Annotated in this window: 8 protein-coding genes and 1 pseudogene; 2 read left to right on the top strand and 7 right to left on the bottom strand. The window is 72.5% G+C overall.

Annotation, left to right across the window (positions count from 1 at the left end; genetic code table 11):
- From O3X23_RS39060 to O3X23_RS39045, 4 genes and pseudogenes are all read right to left on the bottom strand, one after another.
- A pseudogene (locus O3X23_RS39060) lies at positions 1 to 193 on the bottom strand (Crp/Fnr family transcriptional regulator); the annotation flags it as partial.
- Positions 194 to 549: 356 nt separating this feature from the next.
- Positions 550 to 1,230 carry a DedA family protein gene (locus O3X23_RS39055; RefSeq protein WP_269278471.1) on the bottom strand — a complete coding sequence of 227 codons (681 nt, stop codon included), beginning with the start codon at positions 1,228 to 1,230 and terminating at the stop codon, positions 550 to 552.
- Positions 1,231 to 1,461: 231 nt separating this feature from the next.
- The gene (locus O3X23_RS39050) at positions 1,462 to 3,072 is read right to left on the bottom strand and encodes an alkaline phosphatase D family protein (protein WP_269278468.1); all 1,611 of its coding nucleotides are present in this window, start codon (positions 3,070 to 3,072) and stop codon (positions 1,462 to 1,464) included.
- 74 nt (positions 3,073 to 3,146) lie between these two features.
- Positions 3,147 to 3,797 (bottom strand): HNH endonuclease family protein, encoded by a 651-nt coding sequence (locus tag O3X23_RS39045; RefSeq protein ID WP_269278480.1) that lies wholly within the window; start codon positions 3,795 to 3,797, stop codon positions 3,147 to 3,149.
- 289 nt (positions 3,798 to 4,086) lie between these two features.
- On the opposite strand from O3X23_RS39045, the gene O3X23_RS39040 reads away from it, so the two are divergent.
- A complete protein-coding gene (locus O3X23_RS39040) occupies positions 4,087 to 4,854 on the top strand; it encodes an ABC transporter permease (RefSeq protein WP_269278477.1) in 768 nt (255 codons plus the stop codon).
- A gap of 202 nt (positions 4,855 to 5,056) precedes the next feature.
- On the top strand, positions 5,057 to 5,638 hold the full coding sequence (locus O3X23_RS39035) for a TMEM165/GDT1 family protein (protein WP_269278465.1): 582 nt from the start codon (positions 5,057 to 5,059) through the stop codon (positions 5,636 to 5,638).
- Between the two features lie 9 nt (positions 5,639 to 5,647).
- On the opposite strand, the gene O3X23_RS39030 is transcribed toward O3X23_RS39035, so the two are convergent.
- The 3 genes from O3X23_RS39030 to O3X23_RS39020 all read right to left on the bottom strand — a co-directional run.
- Positions 5,648 to 6,310, bottom strand: coding sequence for an HAD-IA family hydrolase (locus tag O3X23_RS39030; protein ID WP_269278463.1), 663 nt, complete (start codon positions 6,308 to 6,310; stop codon positions 5,648 to 5,650).
- A gap of 152 nt (positions 6,311 to 6,462) precedes the next feature.
- Positions 6,463 to 7,023: a hypothetical protein gene (locus O3X23_RS39025; protein WP_269278474.1), complete on the bottom strand. Its 561-nt coding sequence runs from the start codon at positions 7,021 to 7,023 to the stop codon at positions 6,463 to 6,465.
- Positions 7,024 to 7,051: 28 nt separating this feature from the next.
- Positions 7,052 to 7,444 (bottom strand): peptidoglycan-binding domain-containing protein (locus O3X23_RS39020; RefSeq protein WP_269278460.1); only part of this gene is annotated, 393 nt, incomplete at its 5' end.

Genomic DNA, 7,444 nt, shown 5'->3' with positions numbered 1-7,444 from the left:
TGCCGGCGCTGACCTCGACCCAGGGCAGCATGCGCAGCAGCCACCTCGAGGAGATCCCCGCCATCTGCGGTGCGGACTTGGTGGTGGTCGCCAGATTCCGGGCAGCAGCCGTATCAAGGCTTGTATGCGCCGAGTTGTTGTCCGGAGCGCTCGGGGTGCTCAGAGCGGCGTCCTGGCCCGCGTCAACCGACATGCGTATGTCCTTCGCATCAGGGATTGGGGTATGCGCGCCCATTCTTTTTCGTCACCCGCAGCGCTGGCTATCGCTGAATCGAGTGAGACTGAATCCCGAAAACGCCAGAGTCCGGCAATGGGAACGTTTGACCGAGGGGGGCGTGTCCGCATATGACGCGTTACGGTGCGGAGGGCTCTTGCGCCGCCCAACTGCCCACCGTGGAAACGAAGTTACGGTTCTGTCCACGGGTGGAAGAAAATGATCGGACCGAGCCTGGAAAAGGTTCTTGCGCCGCGGCCTCTTGGCGTTTTCTACGGCGTAGCAGATAGGTCGAGCTATTTCCCGCCGAAATTCAAACCCGCGGGAAGGCCGATTCAGAGCGCTTCGACGACCGTGCCGCGGTCGGCCGTCGCGGGCTGCGGGGGAATCGCCAGCGGCACGGTGGCCAGGGCCGCGGCCATCGCGCTCCGGCGGCCGCGGCGGAAGACGTACGCGGCGAGCGCGCCCGTTCCGAGCAGGGCGATGAGCGACATGACCGTGCCGAGCCAGCTCGCGCCCAGCCATTCACCGCCGAGGTAGCCCAGGCCCACGCTGTACGTCGCCCAGGCCACGCCGGCCACGGCCGACCACGGCAGGAACTCCTTGGGCCGGCGGTGCGCCACGCCCGCGCCCAGGCTCACGACGGAGCGGCCGGCCGGTGCGAAGCGGGCGAGCACGACGAGCGATCCGCCGCCCCTCGTCAGCACTTCGCCCAGTCGTTCCTGAGCGGTGGACAGCCTGCGGGACTGCGCCATGCGGCGGTCGAACCAGTCGCCGCCGCGCCAGGCCAGCCGGTAGGCGGCGATGTCGCCGAGGCAGGAGGCGATGGCCGCGCACACCAGGAGCGCCACCACGTCGAGCATGTCGCCGCCCGCGCCGGTGGTCCCCGCGGTCGCGGCGCTGATCACCAGCACCCCACTGGGCAGGATCGGGACGAACACGTCCAGCAGCACCGACAGCGCTACGAGCACGTAGATCCATGGCCAGTCGAACAAGGAGCCCAGACCCTCGAGCACCGTGCCTCCCCGTCCGACATATTGCCTGTTGGCGTATGGGCGGATCTACATCCGCTCCCAGCCGTACAGCGTACGCCAGAGGGGGTGGCCGGTATGGGAGAGGGGTACGTGATGTTGTAGACACGAGGTGGGGAATATCCCGGACACCCTGTGCGGCACGGACGGGGAACGGCCTGATGGCGCTGTACGCCGCCGCGCGGTCCCGAGCCGGCGGACAACATATCGCACCGCTCACTTCCGCCGGAGTGTCGACGGCGTGAAGGAGCCCTTGGGCCCGGCCACCCGGAGGTCGAGCAGGCGGCCGCGCAGGGTCAGGGTCATCAGCTGGTTGCCGAACCACGGGCCGCCCAGGCGCGTCCATCGGATGACCGACGCGGGAAGCCGGCCGTGGCGGACGAGGGCACGGCCGATCCAGCGGCCGGGACGGCTCCAGCCGATGCGGAAGCCCAGCCGTATCGCCGCCGGGACGCTGTTGTGGAGCGGCGAGCAGGTGAGCTGGAGGACCCGGCTGCCCACCGGGCGCGGCCAGTGCGCCTCGGCGATGTACGCGTGGTGCACGTCGCCGGACAGGACGCAGATGGTCGCGGGCGCCTGCGGACCGTTGCCCACCTCGGCGAAGAGGCCGGCGAGCTCGTCGAAGGAGGTGCGGAACGCCGCCCAGTGCTCCAGGTCGGCCGCCTGGCGCAGCTTCTCGCCGCGTTCCGCCCACCGCGCGCCCCGCACGCCCTGGCAGAGCGCCGCGTCCCACTCCTCGGCGGCGTGCACGGCGTGCGGCAGCAGCCAGGGCAGTGACGTGCCGACCAGGAGGTGGTCGTACGAGCCGTCGGACAGCGCCTGGTCGCGCACCCACTGCCATTCGCCGTCGTCGAGCATCGAGCGCCGGTCCTCCTCCAGGACGCGGGCGGCCCGGGAGTCCACCATCAGCAGCCGGACCCGGCCGAAGTCCCGCCGGTAGCTCCAGCGCACCGACTCGGCGTCGGCGTCGGCCTGCGTGGCGAAGGCCCGGACGGCCTCGGTGCCGTCGGCGGCGGCCCGCACGGTGGCGAACAGCTCGTCGGCGGCCAGCTCGTCCGGGGAGAGGTTGCCCAGGTGCTGGTAGACCCAGTAGGACATCAGCCCGCCGAGGATGCGCTCCTGCCACCAGGCCGTGCCGCGGATCTCACGGAGCCAGGCCTCCGAGGTGTTCCAGTCGTCGATCACGTCGTGGTCGTCGAAGATCATGCAGCTGGGGGTGGTGGACAGCAGCCAGCGCACCGCGGGGTCGAGCCAGGACTCGTAGTAGAGGTGGGTGTACTCCTCGTAGTCCGCGACCTGGTCCCAGGGCGGGTCCTTGAGGTCGCGGCGCCGGGAGAGCCAGCGGCGGGTGGCCTTCGAGGTCTCGTCGGCGTAGACCTGGTCACCGAGCAGGAGCAGCACGTCCGGGCGGGCAGTGCCGTCCCGCACGATCTCCTCGGCGAGGGTGTCGAGCGCGTCGGGGCCGACCGGATCACGGGAGTGGTGGGCGGGCGCCGCCCAGCGGCAGGAGCCGAAGGCGACGCGCAGCGGGGCGCTGCCGCCCGCCGCGGTGTGGATCGTGCTCGGCGGGTACGGGGAGCCGGGCAGCGGCCACACCTGCCGGCCGTCGAGGTGCACGGCGTACGGGGTCTCGGCACCGGGACGCAGCCCGGTGACGGTGACCAGCGCGTAGTGGTGGCCGGCGACCTGCCATGTTCTCGAGGTCCCGGCGCCGGCGTCCCCGTCGCAGGAGACGACCGCCTCGCAGGGGCGGTCGGCCTCGATCCACACGGTCGCGCTGTCCTCGCCCACGTACCGCAGCAGTGGTCCCAAACGCAGCTCGGCCAAGGTGACCTGCCTCCCTTCCGACGACCCCCAGGGTACGGATGTCGGAAGGGCGGCGGGAGGCGTCGGTCAGGCCATCAGCAGCCGTTGAGGATGGAACTCAGGGCGCTCTTCTCCGCGGAGTCGACGGTCAGGGCGTACGAGTACTTCACCCAGACCCACATGCGGGCGTAGGTGCAGTGGTAGGAGGCCAGCGGCGGCAGCCACTGGGCCGGGTCCTTGTCGCCCTTGGACTGGTTGACGTTGTCGGTGACGGCGAGCAGCTGGGAGTGGGTCAGGTCGTTGGCGAACGCCTGCCGCTGGGCGGTGGTCCAGCTGGAGGCGCCGGAGCGCCAGGCCTGGGCGAGCGGGACCATGTGGTCGATGTCGACGTCGGAGGCGGCGGTCCAGGTGGCGCCGTCGTACGGGGAGTGCCAGGTGCCGCTGGTGGCGGCACAGGAGGAGTCCTGGACGACGCCCGTGCCATCGCGTTTGAGGACGACCTCCCGGGTGTTGCAGGCGCCGCTCTGGGTGATCCAGTGCGGGAACTTGTCGCGGCTGTAGCCGGTGGACGATCCCTCGGCGCGCACGGTCAGCGCGGCCAGTTCGGTGCGGGCGGTCGCCGCGCTCGGCGGCGTGGGGGGTGCCGCCTGCGCGGTGGTGGGGGCGACGAGCAGGCCGAGTGCCGCGGCGACGGCGGCGAACGCGGTGAGCACGCTCACGCGTCGACGCGCGTAGACATTGCGTATCCGGGACATGCGAACTCCCTGTGGGGTGGGGGCGGTTGCGGGCGTGTCCGACCGGACCCCGGCAGGGGCGGCGGCCCCGGCAAGCGTGCCGGGGCCACATGACCCGCCGAAGTGCGGCAGGTTACAGGTTGACGACATGGGCACGTCATGTCGAGGGGTGGCGCGCCGTCAGTTCCCCTGGGATGTACCCGCACCCGCCTACAGTGGCCCCGTGCTCGCCGTCGTGACCGCCGCCACCACGTCCTCCGCGGGTACCGCGGCCGGCGCCACTCTTCCGGCCCTGACGACCGTGTCCGCCCCCGCGCTGCTCCCCGTCAACCGCACCCTCGGCATCGTGCTGGCCGTCCTGCTCGTGGTGGCCACCGGCGTCGCCGCGTACGCCCACCTCGCCGACGAGTGGGAGAACTACGCGCGCGGGATCGCCGTCGCGGGGCTGCGCGCCGCGCTGCAGCTCGCGGTCGTCTCGCTGCTCATCGGCTGGGTCGTCCGCTACCTGCCGGCGCTGCTCGCCTTCGTCGGCGTCATGTACGGGGTCGCGGTGTGGACCGCGGGACGCCGGATCACCACCGACCGCAGCGGGTGGTGGGCGGCCGTGCCGATCGGGGCCGGCGCGCTGCCGGTCGTCGCGCTCCTGGTGCTGACCGGCCTGGTGCCGCTGGACGGCCTCGCGCTGATCCCCGTCGCGGGCATCCTCATCGGCGGCGCGCTCACCGCGACGGTCCTCGGCGGGCGCCGCGCGCTGGAGGAGCTGCACGGCCGGCACGGCGAGGTGGAGGCCGCCATGGCGCTGGGGTTCGAGGACCGCGACGCCCGGCTGGAGATCGCCAGGCCCGCCGCGTCCGGCGCGCTGGTGCCGGGGCTCGACCAGACGCGGACCGTGGGACTGGTCACGCTGCCGGGCGCGTTCGTGGGCATGCTGCTCGGGGGCGCCTCACCCGTGATGGCGGCGGCCGTGCAGCTCTTCGTGCTGGTCGCCCTGCTGGTGGTGCAGGCGGTCGCGGTCTCGTCGGTCCTGGAGCTGGTGGCCCGGGGCCGGCTGACCCGTCCCGTAGACTAGGCGGCGCAGAAGGGGAGTAGCTCTTCGCCGGACCGTCGACATACTGCTCAGATCCTGAGCCGGCGCCCGGAGGCACGGTGGGTTTCCCACCGGGCCAGCGAGACCTTCGGCCGCAGCGTTCCATTGTGACGCTGCCGTGCCGAAGCGACCCCTTTTACCGGCGCTCTCGGTGCGGCAGCCCGACCGACGAGGATCCCGCCCCGTGTTCAGCTTCACCGTCGCAGCCGTCGTCTTCGGCGTCGTCTTCCTGGCAGAACTGCCGGACAAGACCGCGCTGGCCGGCCTCATGCTCGGCACCCGTTACCGCGCCTCGTACGTCTTCTGCGGCGTCGCCGCCGCCTTCGTCGTCCATGTCGGCCTCGCCATCGCGGCGGGCAGCGTCCTGACCCTGCTCCCGCACCGCTGGGTGCAGGGCGTCGTCGGACTGCTCTTCCTCGCGGGCGCGGCCATGCTGCTGTTCCAGAAGGACGACGGCGAGGAGGACGTGCGCGAGCCCGCCGACCAGAGCTTCTGGAAGGTCGCGGGCACCGGCTTCATGCTCATCCTGGTCGCGGAGTTCGGCGACCTGACGCAGATCATGACCGCCAACCTGGCCGCCCGCTACGACGACCCGGTGGCCGTCGGTGTCGGCGCGGTCCTCGCGCTGTGGTCGGTCGCCGGGCTGGGCATCTTCGGCGGCCGCCTGCTGATGAAGCGGGTGCCGCTGGCGCTGATCACGAAGATCGCCGCCGCCGTGATGGTGGTGCTCGCCGTCTTCAGCCTCTACGAGGCGATCACCGGCTAGGGAGTGTCCTCAGCCGATGTGGACCAGGAGGCCGCCGTCCGCGGTGGCCTCCACCCGCACCTGCTCCAGCGAGTCGACGTGCGCGGTGGGCGTGTGGACGGCGGCACGCGGGCCGACGCCGACGACGCGCATCCCGGCGGCCTTCGCCGCGGCGATGCCGACCTCGGCGTCCTCGAACACGATGCAGTCCTCGGGGGCGAAGCCCAGTTCCGCGGCGCCCTTCAGGAAGCCCTCCGGGTCCGGCTTGCTCGCGCTCACGCGCTCGGCGGTCACGATGACCGCCGGCATCGGCAGCGCGGCGGCGCCCATCCGCGCGCGGGCCAGCGCCTCGTCCGCGGACGTCACCAGCGCGTGCGGCCGGCCGGCGAGCGAGGCCAGGAAGGCGGGCGCGCCCGCGACGGGCACGACGCCGTCGAGGTCCGCGGTCTCCTCGGCGAGCATCCGCCGGTTGTCCGCGAAGTTCTCCTCCACCGGGCGGTCCGGGAGCAGCACCGCCATCGTGGCGTGGCCCTGCCGTCCGTGCACGACCTTCAGCACGTCCTTCGGGTCCAGTCCCTGCGCCACGGCCCAGCGGGTCCAGCAGCGCTCCACGACCGCGTCGGAGTTCACCAGGGTGCCGTCCATGTCGAGGAGCAGCGCGCGGGCGGGCAGGACGGACGGGGCGGACGGCATAGGTGCTCCTTAGAGGTACTCAGCGACCCCGCCCGCCGGTCAGGGGAAACGGGCGGAGCCACTTTGTTTCTCTACGATACAAAACAGCCACCCGTTTTGGCCAGTCCGCCTCCGGTCCGGTCGCCGGGCGGGCGCGACGGTGCGGACCGGGCCTACGCTTCCTCGACGTACTGGAGGAGGCCCCAGGTGAAGTGGGCGGTGCGGCGGGTGCCGGCGGTCGCGTCGCCGAAGGCGAGCCGCCAGCGGGTGGGCGCGCTGCCTTCCAGGGGCGTCACGGGCCGGAACGCGCGGGCCACCTCGTCGACGGTGCAGGACCACGGGACGAGGTCGTCCGGGCCGTCGAGGACCGGGGAGGGGGCGCCGGGGGCGCGGACGAGCCACTCGTTCCACACCGCGCCGCCGCCGGGCGCGCACAGCACCTCGAAGCGCAGCCCGGGCCAGAGCGGTACCGGCCACAGCAGGGCCTCGCAGCTCAGATCGCCGATGCGGCGGACCACCGTGCTCTCCGGCGGTCCGAGCGCGGCGCGGTAGCGGCGCTGACCGCCCGGAGAGTGCCGCCCGTGCAGCCGCGCCTGCCAGCGGCGATTCGCCTCGCGCAGCTCCGCGCGGGACGCGCCGAGCGTGCGGAGCGCCTCCTCGACCAGCTCGGGCCGGTGGTCCGCCATCCGCCGCAGCAGCACGAGTTGGAACTGATCGGCCCCGAATTCCTCCATCACCACGGGACGATCCTCGCAGACGCGGCTACCAGGAGGTCTGCCGCTCCAGTGCGGTCCGGGTCGCCGAGCCGTAGACGCCCGCGGGATCGCTGCCGATCGCGTTCCAGAACTGGAACATCGCGACGGCGTCCCTGACCTGCGAGTCGAAGACGCCGTCCACGTCGCCCATGTAGACGTAGGCCTTGCGCAGTCGCTGCTGGAGGTCCTTGACCCGGGCGCCGGTGTCGCCCAGCCGCAGCACGGGGACGGTGATCGTCGGGTGGGTGGCGGGGGAGGAGGGGGTGGTGCTCGGGCTCCCCTCGGGGCTGGGCACCACCGGGTCGCCCGTGGTGGCGGGAGGCGCGGACGGGGTCGCCGACACCGGCGCGGCGGTGGCCGCGGGCGTCGTCACCGGGGTGGACGGGGCCCGGTGGGTCGT

Origin of the sequence: Streptomyces sp. H39-S7, assembly GCF_027158205.1 — a bacterium.
Classification (GTDB): domain Bacteria; phylum Actinomycetota; class Actinomycetes; order Streptomycetales; family Streptomycetaceae; genus Actinacidiphila.
This window is presented reverse-complemented; position numbering and strand designations above follow the sequence as displayed.